This window comes from Microcystis sp. T1-4 (assembly GCF_000297435.1).
GTDB lineage: Bacteria > Cyanobacteriota > Cyanobacteriia > Cyanobacteriales > Microcystaceae > Microcystis.
In genome coordinates this window covers 1-15,953 of record NZ_CAIP01000213.1, presented here as the reverse complement: position 1 = coordinate 15,953, position 15,953 = coordinate 1, and the positions used below count along the sequence as shown (strand labels likewise).

Below are 15,953 nucleotides of genomic sequence, written 5' to 3'. Positions count from 1 at the left end.
GGGGGGTACAGTTACCTGCTGGGGATACCAGAGCAAATCCCCGGCGACAAAGACGGTTTGCCCTTTAAATAAATACTTGAGATTGGCAACCAAGCGAACAATCCAGCGATATTGAACTGTGTTGTCGGCCATAGGTTTACCGTCGGAGTCAGGATAGAAAAGTTGGGGTTCGATGGGTGCTTGAACCATGCTTTATCTCTTGCGATCGCATTTTTGCCTAGCTTTATTGTATCATCGCAAATCCTCGGATTGAAACCCCGTCCTTTTAGGACGGCTTTGCCTTAGACCTCCTGCCAAAGTTGTATAAGTAGGGTTTGCTACGCTGTCGCTAATACACCTTTATTTTTATAAGTAACTTAGAGTATTGTTAATATCGATTAAGGTCAATGGTAAGATTAAGTAAAATCAATGGTTAATATATATATTTCTAGGGGTATATATATTATAGTTTGGGCAAAACCACATTCTTTAAGAGGTATTTGCCTATGTCATTAGCAAAACTTATCAAAATTTCCATCGGGGGGGGTAGCACTTATCAGTCTCGCCCTCTCTGTTGAAGCTGCTCAAGCCATTTCTTTTAACATTTCTTGGACGGGAGCTAGTGGCTATAACTTGACAGGGATGTTTGGTTACAATGACTCCTTGATTGGAACAGGACCGATCACGGGCGGTCAACTTGACTTTTTCATGATGGAAGTCTTCCAAAATACAACTTCTCTGGGGACTTGGCAGCCCAGCCAAGGGGAAAACTTCAACTTTAACTTCAATACCACGACAGGACAATTTTTAGTTGGTGGATCAAATTCTTCTACAGGTCAAGAGTGGGGAGTAAATGGTCCCTCGGTTAGGTTCGCATCGGGCAATAATGGTCAAGCTGTAGGCATTTCCAACTTTATTATTAGTTCTTTTATCCCCATAGCACAAAGTACCCTAACAGCCACCGTCAAACAACCTATTTCCGTCCCCGAACCCTCAAGCTCTCTGGCTATTCTCGTTGCAGGAACGGCAGTCGGATTGGGGGCTTTCTCGAAGCGGAAGTTAGCTCGATCAAAGAATAAGTAGCCTGCTTTTTTAACTGGTATTATCCATAGAGTACAGCAGAATAGGTTCCGCCCCCACCCTACCTAGGGTGTTTTTTTGTCAACAAACTAGGGATTTTTGCGATTATATCCCACATTCCGCACCCTAAGTGTCACAACGTCTCGAAAGAGGAAGGAGCGTGAGTCAAAATACTTATCTAGAGGAGTGAGTTGGCGGCAAGCTGCCGCCAACTAAGCCGAAAAATTCAGGGTTCCCCGTTCATTCTCAATAAACAGCACTTGTTGAGAATGACCAGGCAATCAGACTTAACATCTAGCGGCGAGATCTTCCAGTTGCTCGCTTTGTTTTGTCACCCCTGGAAGTCAATCCATCTGGTCAAGATAAGAGATAATATTCCTGGCAAGGTTTGCGGAAAAATCTCAAAATGTTGCGCCTCTCATCCGTTAAGTAGGGTTTGTTGAAAAAGTTTGTTGGTGGGGTTAGGAGTCAGGCTTCGGCCGTGAGATCAGCGTTCGACAAAAGCTCACGCGGCTCGACTGAGCGCTCGACAAAAGCTCACGCCGAAGTCTCGCCGAACGTCCGAGGTCTGAACGGAGTCAGGAGTTTCAGGCTTTGTTGCCCTCTCTTTTTGTACCAGTCTATGTACTACAGTAAAGATAATGCAAGATTTTTGAGGGTTCCAATCCTATTTTCGCAGCACGAACATCGGATTTTAACAGGTCAAAAGCCTTATTTTAAGAGGGTTTTACCATTATTCAGCAAACCCTAAGTAGTCGTGCAAAATAAATTTCCTAGTGAAGATAGGCACTCATGCAAAAGGCACTCATGCAAAAGCTTTGTGGGTCAGAATTACTCTAACCATCGAGAGTGATCAAGAGCGAGAATTTTGAATGGCAGTAATTAAACCTCTCACCTCCTCGGTTCCCTCGGAAGCTTCAAAGGAAGTGGGAAATTTACCCTTAGCAATCATCCGCAATCCCAAGGGAGCAATACTTAATAAACCCTGTAAATCGCGCCAATAATTGCCCAGCACATAGAGGCCGAATTGGCGTTCATCAACCCATCCCCCTGCTTTGACTAATTCCACTAAAACTTTCCGGTGACGAATGGGACGACTACTATCGGCCGACTTGCGAGCGAGTATTTCCTGTTTAATTTTACCGATCTGATCCATAGGAGCCACTTCCATAGGACAAACCGCATTACAGAAATAGCAACGGGTACAACCCCAAACCCCTGCGGTGCCTTGGTTATAAAGTTCTAGGCGACCTTCTTGATTACCATCGCGGGAATCTGCTAGGGTGCGCTGCGCTTTTGCTAAAGCGTGGGGTCCGACAAAATCGGGATTGACTTGCTTGGCGTTACATTCCGAATAACAGGCCCCGCACATAATGCAGTTACCCATCTGATTGAGATTGGCTCTTTCTTCTGGAGTTTGCAGAAATTCTCGTTCGGGAATGGTGCGCGCTTGACTACTAATATAAGGTTCAACCTTTTCTAAATCGTCCCAAAACGGTTGCATATTGACGATTAAATCCCGGATAATCGGTAAATTACCCAGGGGTGCGATCGTGATTTCGGGAATTTCTCCGGCATCTTTTTGGCTACAATGGTTTAATTCACTGGCGATATTTTGTTGACAAGCCAAGGCCGAACGACCGTTAATTTTCATAGCACAGCTGCCACAAATTGTGTTGCGGCAATTTTTGCGAAAGGCCAAAGTTCCATCAAGTTCCCATTTGATGCGATTAAGGCAGTCGAGAATTGTATTTCCCGCCTCCACCTCTAGGGTAAAATTTTCTAGGTAGGGGGTGTCGTTGGGTCGTTGACGCAGAATTTTAAAATAAACTTCCATACTCGGCACGGGGATGAGGGACTCCTAATACTCAGGATAATCGATGTTAACGGGCCAAGGGGGAGCTAGTAATGGTAATTAATCCTTAAGATTTTCCCCGGTCGGTTGAGCCAAGGGGTGGGTATCTAGGCCTAATGATAGATGGGCAAGTCGATCGAAAACAGTTTAATCCCCCCGGATTTACTGCTCTGGGTCATTAGTTTTTTGCCAACTCCAACCACAAGTATATTTTCTCAATTCCTTGCTAGGTATAGCTTAAACGGTTTTTTGTCCTCACTTTCTCCCCCCTGTTTTCCTCGCACCCGACCAAAAATTGCCAGAGTCTTGGCCAAAAATTTCCTCTCCCCCACAAGGTTTACACTTACTACCTAGTCTGGGGTCTTCTTAGCACGATTGTCATCACCGAACCATCAGTTTTAAAAAATTTATTATTCCCCTCTAGACATTTTTGGCAAGATTTTTGGTATGATCAATTTGTCAGTGTAAACTTAATTGACAGTCAGTCAAAAATCAAGAGACATTAAAAAGTACCATGAGTGATATCTCTCCTACTCCCCTAACCGGGAAAGCTCTACTTCAAAAAGTCAAAGAGTTATCCCACTTACCCCGTCGCGAAACGGCAAAACGTTGTGGTTACTACTCTCAAAGTAAAGATGGCCAAGTTCGGGTCAATTTAACCGACTTTTACGATGCTGTTTTAGGTGCAAAAGGGGTTCCTCTTGATCCCGAAGGGACTAAAGATGGCCGCGGCCGCGAACCCACTTTCCGGGTTAGTGTCCATAAAAATGGTCAAATCGTCATCGGTTCCACCTATACCGAACAAATGAACTTGCAGCCCGGCGATGAGTTTGAAATCAAACTTGGCTACAAGCACATCCACCTCAAACAAATGGAATCAGAAGAACCGGCAGAAGCTTAAATGGGTTACGGAGTAGGGATAAGGATAAAAAAAATCGGCAGTCAAAAGGGCTAGTTTTGACAAGACCGACCAAAAAGACAATATAGATTCTTACCCCTAATTCTAACCCCTGACCGCCTCTTTTATCAACTTGAGGGGTTTTCCTTAAGCACTTTTTCTTCTTTTTCGCAACCCCCTAGGGATGGATTTTTGTTGGAGCTAGGCTTTAGCAGAGCAAAGTTCCACAGTTATTCTATCCCTAGAGGGTTTGTTTTATGGGTGTTAGGGGTAGGGGGTAGGGAAATGGGGGGATAGGGAAATTCCAACTAATACCCCAAAACCCCAAAACCCCAAAACCCCACACCCCAAAACCCACACCCCCATCAGCTAATTGACAATGGAGATTGCCGCCTTAATAAAAATTATTATTTTCCTGTTAGTCTGGTTAATTCTCTGGCTGCCCATTGCCATTGGTTTAGGGAGTCGTTTGGGATGGCAACCGCTGCAAGGGACAAAACCTGACCAAAAATTACCCCTAGTGGCCTCTCTTTACGCCTTGGCTCCCTTAGTTATCTGGGGATTATTGAAGATAGAGGGGAGCAGCCTCGATAATTACGGATTAATTTGGTCATTTTCCCTCTTTATCTCCCTAACCAAAGGATTAATCTTGGCAGTGGTGGGATTAGGGATAATTTTTTTCCTAGAGGGGATTTTGGCCTGGGTACATTGGCAGCCCAAAAATCTAACTCGCGCTTTTTCCTTGAGTTTACCCCTGTTGATAGTGGCCCTCTGGGTGGGTATTACCGAGGAATTAATCTTTCGGGGCATCTTTTTGAGCCAATTAAGCCAAGAATACGGGTTTTGGGTGGCGGGAGCCATTTCTAGCCTAATTTTTGCCCTGCTGCACCTGCTTTGGGAACGTCAGCAAACGCTGCCGCAACTACCCGGTTTATTTCTGATGGGCATGGTTCTGGTCTGGGCGCGGGCGATCGATCATGGTAGTTTAGGATTAGCTTGGGGACTTCATAGCGGTTGGGTGTGGGGATTGGCCTTACTAGACAGTGCCGAATTGATGTCTTACAGCGATTCTGGGTTAGTTTGGGTTAAAGGTATCTATAACCAACCTTTAGCGGGGTTAGCTGGCATTCTTTGCCTCTTGGGGACAGCTTGGGGGTTAAACCTGCTGCAGTAGCCAAAAGCCGGTAAAAGTGCGACCAGAATCATCCGGTTGTATGAGAAGAAAGTGCCAACCTTGGCTTTCCTCTTTGGTTGCCTGATAAACATTGGCTGCCCGGGCCACTTCTTCATCCTCGTAGGTTAGGAAAATCCAACGTTCATTTAGGCCCGATTCCAAGACCAAACCGCCCGATCGCCCCGTTTCTGTGGGAATATGATCGATAAATACCGGGTTAATTTCCCCTAACCAACGAGCGATCGCCAGAGATTTTTTACCACCGGTAATCACCACACCGGGGATCATTAAAGTGGAGGCTAAACCTAATTTTAAAGGAGAAAAGGCCTCTGGTAGGGAAAGAATCGGTATTCTGCGATCGCCAAAAAAATTAACTAAATCAACGGCGGGAAAGCGAGCAAAACGCCACTCTTGACCTAAAAATTGGTCTGGTAGGGGTTGCGGTGGAGGAGAGTCGATATTGATGGGGATTTGCCGTAATTCTAGCTGTTTTTTCAGGGCATTAACGTGACGGGTTAACCGGATTTTGATCTGTAAATTTTGACCAGCGAGGAGAAATAAATTGGCGCATTGGGGGCGAAAAACTTGGATAATTTCCGGAGGGGAGACTTGACAAGCTTGCCGTAACTGTTGGGTTAACCAGTCGCTATTAGCTTGGGATTGGGGACAGGAATTTTCATAGATAAGATGACCGAGAGAATCGAAAATTAACAATTGCCAGACTGTCTCAAGAGGAGAAGAAGATGAAGATTTATAAAAATCCGCTTGCCAAATAGTCATAATTCACTAAAAAGCCACCAGTAAAAAGTCAAAAAATGGGCACATCTCAGTTTTGTTGAAATATCTATAGGACATTTTGGGCGCACGCAATGCGCCCCTACCATTGGCGCGATAATATTATTGTCGGGGCGAATTGTATTCGCCCTCTTTTAATAACTGCTGCTGCTAACCAATATGTGAGAGAAAGTCACAAATAGGAGATGCACCCAACTAAAAATTTTACCTTACCAAGACTTTAAAAATCTAGGAGCGAGACAAAAAAGGCTATATACTAGGGAAAGCTATAGCAAAAAAGTCGAGACAATGGAAGAAAATTGGCTAGAAATTGGGACAATAGTAGCACCCCAGGGACTGGAGGGAGAATTGCGAGTTTTATCGGTATCAGATTTTCCCGAACGTTTTCAGAAGCGAGGGATAAGGGGAATACAAGGACCCCAAGGAGGAGAAATCCGAGAAATTGCTCTGCTCAGGGGACGTGATCTACCGGGCAAAAATGTTTATGTTATCAAGTTAGAGGGGGTTGAAAATCGTGAACAAGCCGAAGCTTTGCGCGGATATAAATTATGGGCAAATAAACTAGAAAAACCTCGCCTAGAAGCGGATGAATATCATGTTAGCGAGCTAGTCAACTTAGAGGTTTATCATCACCTGACAGGAGAAAAAATCGGGGTTGTAGTAGATATTTTGTGGGCGGGTAATGACATTTTAGCAGTGCAACTAGAAGCAAATCTCGCCCCCCTCAAGAAAAAAAGTTCATCCTCCGACTCAGGGGCCCGGGCCCTGATCCCCTTCGTCAAAGAAATTGTGCCACTGGTGGATCTAAAAGCGGCACGCATCGAGATATCGCCACCACCGGGGTTATTAGAGATCAATTTATCCTAGGCTGATTCTTGATGGTGGATTTTGACAAAGATAAGGTAACACTGGAACGGTGAGGATTAGCTGCTTTTTTAGCTAACTTAACAACACCTAGTCATCGTTACGGACTGCTAACCAACCGTGACAATTTTTGATTTTTAGAGGAGGTCCACTTTTGTCACGGAAATGGGTAATCTCAAAAGGAAAGACAGATATTATTTTGATGAAAGGCTATGGGTATCAGCATCCTGAGAATCTTGGCGATCGCAGCTAATAGTTTTCGCGAGGTTATTCGCGATCGCATTCTTTACTTTATCGGGTTTTTTGCCTTGTTGATGGCCTTCGCTTGGCGTTTATTACCAGAAATTGCGGTGGGAACACATCAGAAAATCTTTCTTGACTTGGGATTAGCCGCTATCGGATTATTAGGGGTAATTGTCGCGGTTTTTGTGGGTACAGGGCTAATTAATAAGGAAATTGACAAGAAAACTATTTTAGTTTTGATTCCTAAACCCCTGAGTCGGGCCGAATTTATCCTCGGTAAACACTTGGGTTTATCCGGGGTTTTAGCGGTGATGTTGGGGGTAATGTTGGTGATTTACCTGCTGATGTTGCTGGGGATGAAAGTATCTTTTCAAGCTTTACCCCTAATTGTCTCGGTTTTCTATCTCGGTTTGGAATTAATTCTGATCGCAGCCGTGGCGATCGCTTTTGGGGTATTTACCAGTTCAATTTTAGCCACGTTAATGACTTTTGGGGTCTATCTCATGGGTCACATCAGCAAAGATCTGATCCAATTGGGTATAATCAGCAAAAATGCCAATATCCTCGCTATCACCAAAAATATTTATCTAATTCTCCCAGATTTGGAGAGATTAAATTTTAGAAACGAGGCCGTTTATGGTTTGCTGCCTAGTGCTGATGTCTTAATCGCTAATGCCCTCTACAGTCTCGTTTATACTGGTCTATTATTGGGTATCTCCATCCTCATCTTTTCACGACGACAATTTTAACTGGGGTTGCCGAATCAAGGCATGAATGTCATCGCCATCGATTAGTTTATAGAGATGATTAGCCATGAAATTAAAGGCACAACTGCATATTTTAAGTCGAGAGGCGGTCAATTACGGACTGACCACCGTAGTCATGGAAGAAGCGGTTAATCCCGTCCTCGCGGCCATGGCCAGACAGTTAAAACATTTACAATACTATGTGGTGCAGAATAGCCAGGGTGATTGGTTACTAACCACCTTAGCTCATCGGCAGCAGCCGCAACAGGAGAAAAGGGTAATCTATGCCTTTGCTACGGAAAAAATGGCCCTATCTGCCCAAAATACCGCCCATTCACCCCTATCAACGCTCCTGATTCCCGTAACCCATCTTTTATTCCAATTATTTGCTCTAGAAAAAGTAGATAGTATTATTTTTCTGGAAAATGCACACACCGCTCAAACGGGAAAAGAAATCACCCGGACCCAATTAAAGGCCAATATTGAAAAACAACTGCAAAAACTAGCGGTAATTCCTCCCCATCTTGCTTAATCTAGTGTCACCGGAGAGATTTTTGAGAAAGGAAGGTGTCGCTAGTGTAGGCCACACTTCACCCCATCAGATATAGTATAAGTAAAGTATATACATCCTCAACAATAGGGTGGTCAGGATGAATACAAAAACCCCCAACTACTAGACCGCCAGTGTCAGGATGATAAAACGGCCCTCGATTGTCAAGCTGTATCCCTAACAATGGAGCAGTTAAACTAGGAGCCGTCGGAGGCGAAAGTCTCACCCACGTTTCTCAAGGGGAGGAGATGGAGGTAACTCTATGATCAAACCCTAATAGATAGATTGGAATCTATCAGTATCCGCCGCCACTAATACCTTAAATCTTAGCCAGAATGCCAGATTTACACTTGCTTAATTCTCATCCACAGGCCCTAGAAACTGCCTTCATCGCCACTGCCGACCGGTCTTTTTCCTACCCTCTATCCCTCGACCTGGACACAATTAATCAACGTTTTGACTTCGCTAACGCCGCGGAAATCGTCGCTTGGTCCGCGGCCACCTTTGGGGAAGGTTTGGTGATGAGTACCAGTTTCGGCATTCAGGCGGCGGTGATGTTGCACCTCGTCACCGCAATTATCCCCGATATTCCCATCATTTGGATCGATACCGGCTATCTTCCCCCGGAAACCTATCAATTTGCCGAAGAATTAAGCCAACGCCTCCATTTAAACCTGAAAGTTTATCAATCTCCCCTCAGTCCCGCCCGCATGGAAGCAATCCACGGTAAACTGTGGTCAAATAACGATCTCGACTCCCTCAATCTCTACGACAAAATCCGCAAGGTGGAGCCGATGCAACGGGCCCTGAAGGAATTAAAGGCCACCGCTTGGTTAGCGGGTTTACGTCGCGACCAAACCGACCACCGCAAAACTCTCCAATGGGTCAATCAACAGGGCGAACGTTACAAAATATTACCGATCCTTGACTGGAATGCCAAAACCATCTATGACTATCTGACTAAATACGATCTTCCCTACCATCCCTATTTTGATCTGGGTTATGTCTCCGTCGGTGATTGGCACTCCAGTCGGCCTTTAACCGCCGATGATAGCAACGAACGAGACACCCGTTTCAAGGGTTTAAAACAAGAATGCGGTCTTCATTTACCCTTAACCCCCGGAGAAGCACAAAGTCTCGACGCAAGCTCCCTTTAACTGCCGGGGTGGAAAATTTGCCGGTGCGATCGGTTCCTAGACGTTAGACAATGGTTAATGATTATTAATCCCCCATTAACCATGGCTATTTTAGAAAGTTTTCTCGAAGTCGGCTCTCTCAAGTGGTTTTATCGACAGGTTAACCCCGCTCAACAACCGGACACAACCCCCGTGATCCTACTCCATGGTTTACCCGCCCATGGCTATATTTGGCGGGAATTATTGACCAGTTTAGAAGAATATAACATTAATGCCATTGCCCCCGATTGGATCGGTTCCGGTTTATCCGCTAAACCCGATGCCAGAGATTTCGCCTACACACCTAGCGCTTTTTGTCAAGCCTTGGCCGATTTTATTCAAGCTCTCCAATTGCCGAAAATCTCCCTCATTGTCCAGGGTTTTTTAGCCTCCGTCGGGTTACAATACGCCCTAGAAAATCCTGATAAAATTGAGCGCTTGATCGTTTTAAATACTCCCCTCTCCAGTGATGTTAAATTACCCTGGATAATGAAACAATGGGGGCTACCTTTCCTCGGAGATATGGCAACTCAAGACCCCTTATTAGTCGATCGTACTTTAGAAACTGGTAGCGGTTTTGTGATTAGTGATGCAGATCTGGCTATTTTCCGTCAACCTTATCTAAAAACTTCGGCAGTGGGTCGCGCTTTACTGGCCACGATTCGCAATTTAAACCTATCGAAAACTATGGCAGAAATTGAGACAGGTTTAGAGAACTTTGAAAAACCTATCCTTTTTGTCTGGGGAATGGCGGATCCTTGGTTATCTTCTGTCACCGTTGAAAAATTAGCTACTAAATCAGGAGTGGAATTAATCCCCCTCTCGGAAGCAAAACACTATCCCCAAGAACATTGGTCAAAAGAAATTAGTCCCCGGATTATTAATTTTCTCGGACGCAAAACCTAAAACCCGATACTTTCTGGGAATTGATAGCAAAATCTCCCTAGAAAGTATTTAGAAAGTTATCCTTAGTATATCACTGTAGTTCTGCACTGGCCACCGCCTATGGAAATACCAGCTTTAGGAAGGATAAATATAGAAAATAATCCCCCAGATATTAATAATTTAACCGATTGGGAGCGAGTTAAATCGATGAGCGATGCAGAAATCGAGGCTAATGCTTTGTCAGATCCCGATGCGCTTCCTTTTGATGATGATTGGGAAAATGCGGCGATTATTTCTGCTTACAATAAATTAACATCTCAATAATTGCTAAAACTGATAATTGTCTCATGGTTACTTGTTATGAAAGTTTAATAGACTGTTGTTCAAGAAAATAGTGATAAATTTTTTTGTTAGCTCAAAACAATAAGCAGGTAATCATTTGATAGTAATCATTCCACATTACCCTCAAATCGAATTACTTAATATTGATTATTTGAACCATATTTTCAAGTCTATGTATATAGTCCTGATGATATCTCCATGCTTCTAAAATACTTTGTAATAATTCATCTTTTGAAAAACAACCAGAATCAGCTACATCTTCAATTTGTCTGATTAGATCATCTTCTAACTCCAATTCTAGCATACTCACTTGTTTAGTTGTGTCTGCCATACTTTTATCTATCTAAAAGTTGATGGAACTATCATACCATAGGAACTCAGCACTGTGGTATCTATTAAACCCCACAATATACCCATTGCTAGGTCTTGCATATATGTATATATAATACCACCTACTAAATACCCTATTATACCCCCTGTTGTACCTAATCATGAATAAAACCTAAGATTATTTTGGTTAAAATTTGCGAAAAATAGCCTTTTAATAGCAAATAAATCGATAAGTCGATCATATTTGACCTATTGCACCGATTAAGTACCGTCAGGACTCGTTTATGTTGATTTAACATATCTGGTGTAATTGCTTGACATATCTAGTGTAATTGCTTGACATATCTGGTGTAATTAGGGTAAGATAGGATACTGTAGTTAGGATGCTAAGTTTCTAAAGGCAGACTATTATGGACATCTATAAGAAAGGACGATGACAACCCTTAAATCAGACTGTAGGGTCAATTCATGAATTGACCCTACTATAGCCCTCGATGGTAAAAATAGCTCTTCTCGACCTTACAGATACTTGAATATCCGTAAGAATGCCTATGTCCACGGTGCTGCTGGTATAGTCATTTCAGATAAGTCTGATACAGTCTAAACCGACAAAAGCCTTATGAACTCGGGGATTGATATTCTCAATCTTAATTGAAATGACTATAAACGAGATCAGTAGCTGGTCTGAGAGGATGAGCAGCCACTTAAAAATGCTTATGTCCACGGTGCTGCTGGTAACGATACCCTTAATGGTAGTAAGAACGGCAATGATACATTCAATGGTAAAAATGGCTCTTCTCGACCTTACAGATACCACCAACGACAATTTACATAATCAGTAATTCACTAAATTAACAAAAAAAATGGCTACCAGACAATTTCGAGTAAATCTTAGTCAAAAGGACTCTGAATATCTTAAAGAAATAGCTAAAGAGCTAGACTTAACAGAGTCTGAAGTCATTCGTAAAGGATTAAAACTAATGGCTTTATATGCTAAAACTGAGACGGAGGAAGATACTCAATTAATACTGCAAAAAGGTAATGAACAGAGACCACTACTGATTGTTTAGCCAACATTCCGCACATCTTCATATACTTTTATATATTTTTACATTCCCCAAGATGTTTTGACGAAAAACCTTGATTGTAGAAACTACTATTGAGAACATTTTCAATAATTGATTTTTTCTGAGAAAAAAATTTACAATTCTTCACCTTGATCAAAATCCATCATTGTAGCTATAATCCTTACTGGACAAGGATTGTAAGCAATATATTGGTAAAAATTATTAATTCAATGTTAAGAAGTGCGGAAAGTGGGGTTTAGTTATGACCAGTGATTCAAAAAATGAGACAGAGGAAGTTAACAAGTCAAAAGATATCAGTGATTCTTTGACTCTTCCAACTGAAAGGAACTCTGTGCGTCATAATCTAAAGAAGAATCTGGAGCCTTATCATTTAGACAATGAAGTATCTGAATTTGGTAAACCAGCTACAGCTATATCACCCTCAGACCAAAGACATAATTTTAATACTAAAGTAGCTGGTTCCTTAGCAACGTGGCTTTGGATTGGATTGTTATTCACTGCTGTTTCACAAATTGTTTCTATTTTTTTGATTTCTTTTGCTTCTCTTGGAATTTTTAATTTAAATATAAATTTGAAAGCTATCGAAGAACAAGAAGTACAAAGTAGAGTGGATAAAGCGGCAACCCTAATTAATGATTCTTCTAAGACAATTTATACTTTTTTAGGGCCAATAGCTACAGCAGTCACCGCCTTTTATTTTAGTGGTTTAGGTAGTTCGTCGAAAACTAACGATGAAAACTCTGAAAATGAAAAAAATGAATAGAACTTTCAAAAAAACACGAAAAAATCTCTCCCATTGGTAATTTTAGTACAAGGGCCAGAAATCTCAAACCCAGAAACCTCTCCTCCCCACTTTCCTATACTTTTGAAGTGGAAGAAAGTTTTAGCTTAATTAATCTGGCTACAGGCCTGTTTTTGTCGTTTCTAAATACCCCTGATAACTTGACTGGAACTGTTTGATCGATAGGTTCTTTGTCCAATATTCTACCAGAGCATGACCCCAGGCCCAAGCTTCCCTGTCGGCAGTGCTAGAATTTTCTAATAGTATTGGCCAAAGTGCCAATAAATCAAAACTTTTATTCTCCGTATTTAAGAGAGAAGAAAGCTCGTAGGCCATCTGTAATTTACCGATCGCTACTGGTAATTGTTCCACAGGAATTTGTTCAGCTAAAAGATAGGCTAAGGTCGGTCTTCCCGTGGCTAAAGTGGAGATAAAACCTAGAATAGGACTTTTTAATAGGGCCGTTAAACCTTGCCCCGTGGCCATCTGTAAAGTATAGCGATCGATTATTTTCGCCGCTGCCAAGGTTCGAGTTTCTAAATCCGCTAAAAAACGGGCCAAACGCAACTGTTTTGCGGGTGAAATTGCCCCCAGTAAAGCGATTGATAACTCCTCATCCCCCCAAGCTTCTCTATCCGGCTGTTGACTGACCATCGGCAAAATGCGATCGCAGAGATTCTCGAATAATTCCGCCCGATACTGCAAGCATTCCCGGATATTGACTTCTTTGGGACTTTCTCCCGTCAGCCAATTATAGGGAGGTTGCCACTCTCGCAGCGGACGCAGGCGATCGACTTGAGAAACACAGACTATAACTGGTAAATTGTCAATAGTTTGTTGCAAATCTTTAAGAAAAGCCTCATCCATGGCCAGGGCGGGATCGAGGGCGGGAGTTACCAGAATTAATAAATCGGCGTTTTTGGCATAATTAAGAACTTTTTGCCGATAATCAGCCCGATTTGACTGTTCATAGCCCGGGGTATCCCAGAGGATTAACTCGTCCCCTTCTGGGGTTTGCCAATGGTAGGATTGGATCGCGTCGGTACTGGGCAATAGATCCACTTGGGCTAAATCGGCCCGAAAGAGAGTATTGATTAAACTGCTTTTGCCGGCCCCGGTGCGTCCAACCAGCAGAATATTAACCGGTTGGCGATCGATTTCCGTGATTGGTTCAGCTTGGGCGAGGATTTCTTTGAGAGTAGTAGTGGCGATTTTCGTCTTGGTGGGGAGAGTTGGGGCGAGATTACTGCCACTGTAGAGTAACACCGCTTGGCGAGAGAGATTTCTTAGGGCATTTTCCCGCAAAACTTGCCCTAAATTGACTAATAATTGCTGATCCGCTCGATCGCTGTACTTTTGACTGGCAACTTTAGCCACAGCCGCAGCGGGATTGATCACCCATTGCGCCCAATTCCAGACCTGCCAAAGTTTCTGGGCCGAGGGTTGCAATTTTTGATAAACTTCGTAGGCCTGATAGGCTTGGCCGATGGTGATTTGATTCAGGGCCGGAGAAAGATTCTGCATCCAGCGATCGCTATCATCCACAGTTCCCCGAATTAAACCGTAGGCCTGGGGAATGTAAATATTTAATAAGGGGTACTTGACATCGGGGTAATATATATGGGCGATGGCACTGACCAAATCCTGACAGCGTTGCCAAAAAGTCGCCCAATCTTCCCAAACCGGGCGATCATTGCGGGCCTCGACGATAATCCTCTCGATAATTTCCTCGACATTGCCCCCGGAATCACCGCCAGGAGGGGTTAATTCTGCCTTAATTTCCTCAATGGTGGCCTCAATTTCCCTGACCACTGGGCGCGTCCATTTGACCAACAGGAAGCGCCAAGCCACAAAAATCAGGGTAAAAACTGCCCAAATCCAATTTAAACCCCATTGATTGATCTGGAAACTGGCGGCCACGATCAGAAAGATGACCACGGCGGCGATCGGAACTGCTAAAATCAACCCTTGCCAAGTTTTTAACCGTAACATTGCTCGATCTGGTTTTTTTCCATTCTACCGATCTCTGATTCTCGGTTAGAGGGCAGAAATTAAGCTCTCTTGGGTTTGGTGGGTAAAATGTATTCTAAGATACAGTACCGCCGGCGAAGGACTAGAACAAACCACAAAGACACAAAGGACACAAAGATTGATCGCTCCTATATAAGTTAAACCGATCACACAAAGAATAAGAGAGCAGAAATTAGACAGTGGCATCAATTTGGGCGAGGATTGCTGTGGACAACTGACAAAGTTGTTGATGACAAGGACCATTACTGGCCATGATCCCCCCCCATTGCCGCACATCGCCGCGATTATAGCGCACGGGTTGACCGTCAAAATAGGAGAATTTGCCGCCTGCTTCCGTTAAAATCAACTCTGGAGCGGCAAAATCCCAGTCTTTAGCCGCCGATTTCCCCGATAGGGAGATATAAACATCGGATTTTTGTTCGAGGATCGTGGCTATTTTACAGCCCACACTACCCACATAATTTTTACCGAAGAAGGGTATTTGGCTTAATAAATTATCAAAACGTTGGTCGCGATGGGTACGACTAACCACCAGATAGAGGTCGGTAATTTTATCTTTATTGGCAACTTTTACCTGTGTAATAATTCCGTCGCTAGTTTCTAGAAAAGTACCTTTTCCTTTTTGGGCAAAATAGAGTTTTCCTTGATCCGGCAGGGCAACCACGGCGATGATCGGTCTTCCTTGATAACATAAGGCGATATGTAGGGCATATTCTCCCGTTTTGTCGATAAAATCGCGGGTTCCGTCTAAAGGATCGATAATCCATACCCAATCTTTCGGGATAGCTTCATTACCCTGGTGGGTTTCCTCGCTTAGATAACCAAAGTCGATATCAGAAAAATTGGCTTGTAATTCCCCTAAAATATAATGATTTGCCGCTAAATCCGCCGCCGTCACCGGTCCGCCTTTTTTTTCCTCGTTGACGGCTAAATCCTGTTCACCCCGGTGGTAGGATTGGAGGATTTTAGCACCACCCCAACCCACGGCACGAGTCACGGCTAAAATGCGATCGAGCGTTTCGTTATCTTGACAGGTTAAATTAATCATAAAATAGCCTCAGTTTTTCAGACTTAAGTAGGGTTTGCTGAAAAAGTTTGTTGGTGGGGTTAGGAGTCAGGAGTCAGGAGTCAGGAGTC

17 protein-coding genes and 1 pseudogene are annotated in these 15,953 nt (G+C 43.4%); 11 read left to right on the top strand and 7 right to left on the bottom strand.

Translation table 11 applies throughout. The annotated features are described in order from the left end of the window. Window positions 1-189 (bottom strand): annotated as a pseudogene (locus MICAI_RS13325) (Uma2 family endonuclease); the annotation flags it as partial. A gap of 432 nt (window positions 190-621) precedes the next feature. On the opposite strand from MICAI_RS13325, the gene MICAI_RS13320 reads away from it, so the two are divergent. After that, window positions 622-1,062 (top strand): PEP-CTERM sorting domain-containing protein, encoded by a 441-nt coding sequence (locus MICAI_RS13320; protein ID WP_008202821.1) that lies wholly within the window; start codon window positions 622-624, stop codon window positions 1,060-1,062. Window positions 1,063-1,912: 850 nt separating this feature from the next. On the opposite strand, the gene MICAI_RS13315 is transcribed toward MICAI_RS13320, so the two are convergent. After that, complete coding sequence (locus MICAI_RS13315; RefSeq protein ID WP_008202819.1) at window positions 1,913-2,896, bottom strand: succinate dehydrogenase/fumarate reductase iron-sulfur subunit; 984 nt, start codon at window positions 2,894-2,896, stop codon at window positions 1,913-1,915. Between the two features lie 532 nt (window positions 2,897-3,428). Here MICAI_RS13315 and MICAI_RS13310 point away from each other — a divergent pair. Both MICAI_RS13310 and MICAI_RS13305 read left to right on the top strand, forming a co-directional pair. After that, the gene (locus tag MICAI_RS13310; protein ID WP_008202818.1) at window positions 3,429-3,815 is read left to right on the top strand and encodes an AbrB family transcriptional regulator; all 387 of its coding nucleotides are present in this window, start codon (window positions 3,429-3,431) and stop codon (window positions 3,813-3,815) included. Window positions 3,816-4,191: 376 nt separating this feature from the next. After that, window positions 4,192-4,986 (top strand): CPBP family intramembrane glutamic endopeptidase, encoded by a 795-nt coding sequence (locus MICAI_RS13305; protein WP_008202816.1) that lies wholly within the window; start codon window positions 4,192-4,194, stop codon window positions 4,984-4,986. On the opposite strand, the gene MICAI_RS13300 is transcribed toward MICAI_RS13305, so the two are convergent. Then, the gene (locus MICAI_RS13300; protein WP_008202813.1) at window positions 4,969-5,766 is read right to left on the bottom strand and encodes a Tab2/Atab2 family RNA-binding protein; all 798 of its coding nucleotides are present in this window, start codon (window positions 5,764-5,766) and stop codon (window positions 4,969-4,971) included. The two genes, MICAI_RS13305 and MICAI_RS13300, sit on opposite strands and share 18 nt — an antisense overlap. 303 nt (window positions 5,767-6,069) lie before the next feature. Here MICAI_RS13300 and rimM point away from each other — a divergent pair, with 303 nt between their 5' ends. From rimM to MICAI_RS13270, 6 genes are all read left to right on the top strand, one after another. Then, a complete protein-coding gene (gene rimM / locus MICAI_RS13295) occupies window positions 6,070-6,648 on the top strand; it encodes a ribosome maturation factor RimM (protein ID WP_008202811.1) in 579 nt (192 codons plus the stop codon). Window positions 6,649-6,857: 209 nt separating this feature from the next. Continuing rightward, the gene (locus MICAI_RS13290; RefSeq protein ID WP_008202810.1) at window positions 6,858-7,637 is read left to right on the top strand and encodes an ABC transporter permease; all 780 of its coding nucleotides are present in this window, start codon (window positions 6,858-6,860) and stop codon (window positions 7,635-7,637) included. A 64-nt stretch (window positions 7,638-7,701) separates the two neighbouring features. After that, window positions 7,702-8,166, top strand: a complete 465-nt coding sequence (locus tag MICAI_RS13285) for a hypothetical protein (RefSeq protein WP_008202808.1) — start codon at window positions 7,702-7,704, stop codon at window positions 8,164-8,166. Window positions 8,167-8,519: 353 nt separating this feature from the next. Then, window positions 8,520-9,341: a phosphoadenosine phosphosulfate reductase gene (cysH, locus tag MICAI_RS13280; protein ID WP_008202807.1), complete on the top strand. Its 822-nt coding sequence runs from the start codon at window positions 8,520-8,522 to the stop codon at window positions 9,339-9,341. Between the two features lie 57 nt (window positions 9,342-9,398). Next, window positions 9,399-10,265 (top strand): alpha/beta fold hydrolase, encoded by an 867-nt coding sequence (locus MICAI_RS13275; RefSeq protein WP_008202806.1) that lies wholly within the window; start codon window positions 9,399-9,401, stop codon window positions 10,263-10,265. Between the two features lie 99 nt (window positions 10,266-10,364). Continuing rightward, window positions 10,365-10,568: a hypothetical protein gene (locus MICAI_RS13270; protein ID WP_008202804.1), complete on the top strand. Its 204-nt coding sequence runs from the start codon at window positions 10,365-10,367 to the stop codon at window positions 10,566-10,568. Between the two features lie 151 nt (window positions 10,569-10,719). Here MICAI_RS13270 and MICAI_RS13265 read toward each other — a convergent pair whose 3' ends face one another. After that, entirely contained in the window at window positions 10,720-10,917 is a 198-nt protein-coding gene (locus tag MICAI_RS13265) for a hypothetical protein (RefSeq protein WP_002787366.1), read from the bottom strand. Window positions 10,918-11,779: 862 nt separating this feature from the next. Here MICAI_RS13265 and MICAI_RS13260 point away from each other — a divergent pair. Continuing rightward, complete coding sequence (locus MICAI_RS13260) at window positions 11,780-11,986, top strand: hypothetical protein (RefSeq protein ID WP_002762605.1); 207 nt, start codon at window positions 11,780-11,782, stop codon at window positions 11,984-11,986. A 259-nt stretch (window positions 11,987-12,245) separates the two neighbouring features. After that, window positions 12,246-12,767 (top strand): hypothetical protein, encoded by a 522-nt coding sequence (locus tag MICAI_RS13255; protein WP_002791378.1) that lies wholly within the window; start codon window positions 12,246-12,248, stop codon window positions 12,765-12,767. A 138-nt stretch (window positions 12,768-12,905) separates the two neighbouring features. Here MICAI_RS13255 and MICAI_RS13250 read toward each other — a convergent pair whose 3' ends face one another. The 3 genes from MICAI_RS13250 to MICAI_RS13245 are packed head-to-tail and all read right to left on the bottom strand — an operon-like array spanning window position 12,906 to window position 15,864. Further along, window positions 12,906-14,777, bottom strand: coding sequence for a GTPase family protein (locus MICAI_RS13250; RefSeq protein WP_008202795.1), 1,872 nt, complete (start codon window positions 14,775-14,777; stop codon window positions 12,906-12,908). Between the two features lie 45 nt (window positions 14,778-14,822). Further along, a complete protein-coding gene (locus tag MICAI_RS27890) occupies window positions 14,823-15,002 on the bottom strand; it encodes a hypothetical protein (protein ID WP_008202793.1) in 180 nt (59 codons plus the stop codon). Continuing rightward, window positions 14,989-15,864, bottom strand: coding sequence for a 3'(2'),5'-bisphosphate nucleotidase CysQ family protein (locus tag MICAI_RS13245; RefSeq protein ID WP_008202792.1), 876 nt, complete (start codon window positions 15,862-15,864; stop codon window positions 14,989-14,991). The genes MICAI_RS27890 and MICAI_RS13245 overlap by 14 nt, the downstream gene beginning before the upstream one ends. Window positions 15,865-15,953: the final 89 nt, after the last annotated feature.

Bases quoted from the DNA above. Each gene is read 5' to 3' on its own strand.
- MICAI_RS13305 (WP_008202816.1), top strand. From the start codon at position 4,192: ATGGAGATTGCCGCCTTAATAAAAATTATTATTTTCCTGTTAGTCTGG.
- MICAI_RS13265 (WP_002787366.1), bottom strand. From the start codon at position 10,917: ATGGCAGACACAACTAAACAAGTGAGTATGCTAGAATTGGAGTTAGAA.
- MICAI_RS13250 (WP_008202795.1), bottom strand. From the start codon at position 14,777: ATGTTACGGTTAAAAACTTGGCAAGGGTTGATTTTAGCAGTTCCGATC.
- MICAI_RS13285 (WP_008202808.1), top strand. From the start codon at position 7,702: ATGAAATTAAAGGCACAACTGCATATTTTAAGTCGAGAGGCGGTCAAT.
- MICAI_RS13260 (WP_002762605.1), top strand. From the start codon at position 11,780: ATGGCTACCAGACAATTTCGAGTAAATCTTAGTCAAAAGGACTCTGAA.
- MICAI_RS13310 (WP_008202818.1), top strand. From the start codon at position 3,429: ATGAGTGATATCTCTCCTACTCCCCTAACCGGGAAAGCTCTACTTCAA.
- rimM (WP_008202811.1), top strand. From the start codon at position 6,070: ATGGAAGAAAATTGGCTAGAAATTGGGACAATAGTAGCACCCCAGGGA.
- MICAI_RS13245 (WP_008202792.1), bottom strand. From the start codon at position 15,864: ATGATTAATTTAACCTGTCAAGATAACGAAACGCTCGATCGCATTTTA.
- MICAI_RS13255 (WP_002791378.1), top strand. From the start codon at position 12,246: ATGACCAGTGATTCAAAAAATGAGACAGAGGAAGTTAACAAGTCAAAA.
- MICAI_RS13275 (WP_008202806.1), top strand. From the start codon at position 9,399: ATGATTATTAATCCCCCATTAACCATGGCTATTTTAGAAAGTTTTCTC.
- cysH (WP_008202807.1), top strand. From the start codon at position 8,520: ATGCCAGATTTACACTTGCTTAATTCTCATCCACAGGCCCTAGAAACT.
- MICAI_RS27890 (WP_008202793.1), bottom strand. From the start codon at position 15,002: ATGCCACTGTCTAATTTCTGCTCTCTTATTCTTTGTGTGATCGGTTTA.
- MICAI_RS13290 (WP_008202810.1), top strand. From the start codon at position 6,858: ATGGGTATCAGCATCCTGAGAATCTTGGCGATCGCAGCTAATAGTTTT.
- MICAI_RS13320 (WP_008202821.1), top strand. From the start codon at position 622: ATGTTTGGTTACAATGACTCCTTGATTGGAACAGGACCGATCACGGGC.
- MICAI_RS13300 (WP_008202813.1), bottom strand. From the start codon at position 5,766: ATGACTATTTGGCAAGCGGATTTTTATAAATCTTCATCTTCTTCTCCT.
- MICAI_RS13270 (WP_008202804.1), top strand. From the start codon at position 10,365: ATGGAAATACCAGCTTTAGGAAGGATAAATATAGAAAATAATCCCCCA.
- MICAI_RS13315 (WP_008202819.1), bottom strand. From the start codon at position 2,896: ATGGAAGTTTATTTTAAAATTCTGCGTCAACGACCCAACGACACCCCC.